1 protein-coding gene is annotated in these 966 nt (G+C 64.9%); it reads right to left on the reverse strand.

All coding sequences use genetic code 11. The features are described 5' to 3' along the window. Positions 1 to 12: 12 nt before the first annotated feature. A complete protein-coding gene (locus MOQ72_RS44150; RefSeq protein ID WP_242192040.1) occupies positions 13 to 885 on the reverse strand; it encodes an oxidoreductase in 873 nt (290 codons plus the stop codon). Positions 886 to 966 lie beyond the last annotated feature (81 nt).

The raw sequence follows: 966 nt of genomic DNA on the forward strand, positions 1-966 counted from the left end.
GTGGCCGGGTGGTTAGGGGTGGGTGGTGGCGATGGTGTCGAGTTCGGTGATGGCGTTGGTGGGGAGGGTGAGGGTGGCGGCGGCGATGTTGTCGCGGAGGTGGGTGCGGGTGGAGGTGCCGGGGATGACGACGGAGGTCGTGGAGCGTTGCAGTAGCCAGGCGAGGGCGACTTGTTGGGGGGAGGCGTCGAGGCGGGTGGCGACGGAGTCGAGGATGCCGTGTTGCAGGGGGCTGAATCCGCCGAGTGGGAAGAAGGAGGCGAAGGCGATGTTCTCGGCCGCGGCGCGGGTGAGGAGTGCGTCGTCGTCTCGGTTGACCAGGTTGTAGAGGTTCTGGATCGCTACGACCGGGGCGATGGTTTGGGCTTCGGTCAGCTGCGCCGAGGACACCCCGCTGAGTCCGAGGTGTTTGATCTTGCCTTGGTCGCGGAGTTCGGCGAGTGCTTCGAACTCGGCTTTCAGCGATTCGTCGGTGGTGCCTTCGTGGGAGCCCAGCCGCAGGTAGACGAGGTCGAGCACGTCCATACCCAGGTGGTCGAGGTTGTCGTGCACCTGGGCCTGCAGATCCTGGGGGTCCAGCGACGGGATCCACGCCCCGTCAGCACCACGGCGCGCTCCGACCTTGGTCGCGATGGTGATGCCGGAGTAGGGGTGCAGCGCCTCGCGCACCAGCCGGTTGGTCACTACCGGGCCGTAGAAGTCTGACGTGTCGATGTGGGTCACCCCCAACTCGACCGCTTCCCGCAGCACCGCCAGCGCTTCACCTCGATCCCGCGGCTCGCCGAACACGTTCGGCCCCGCCAGCTGCATCGCCCCGTATCCCATCCGCGTGATGGTCAGACCACCGGTCAGGGTCACGGTCTCCAAGTCGTGTTTGTCAGACATGCTGCTCCTCAACACTCAGACTAGTAACTAGGAGGTTACTAGTGGAGGCGGCACAAGTCAAAGAACAGTTATTTAGGTTGG

Source organism: Saccharopolyspora soli (assembly GCF_022678645.1).
GTDB lineage: Bacteria > Actinomycetota > Actinomycetes > Mycobacteriales > Pseudonocardiaceae > Saccharopolyspora > Saccharopolyspora soli.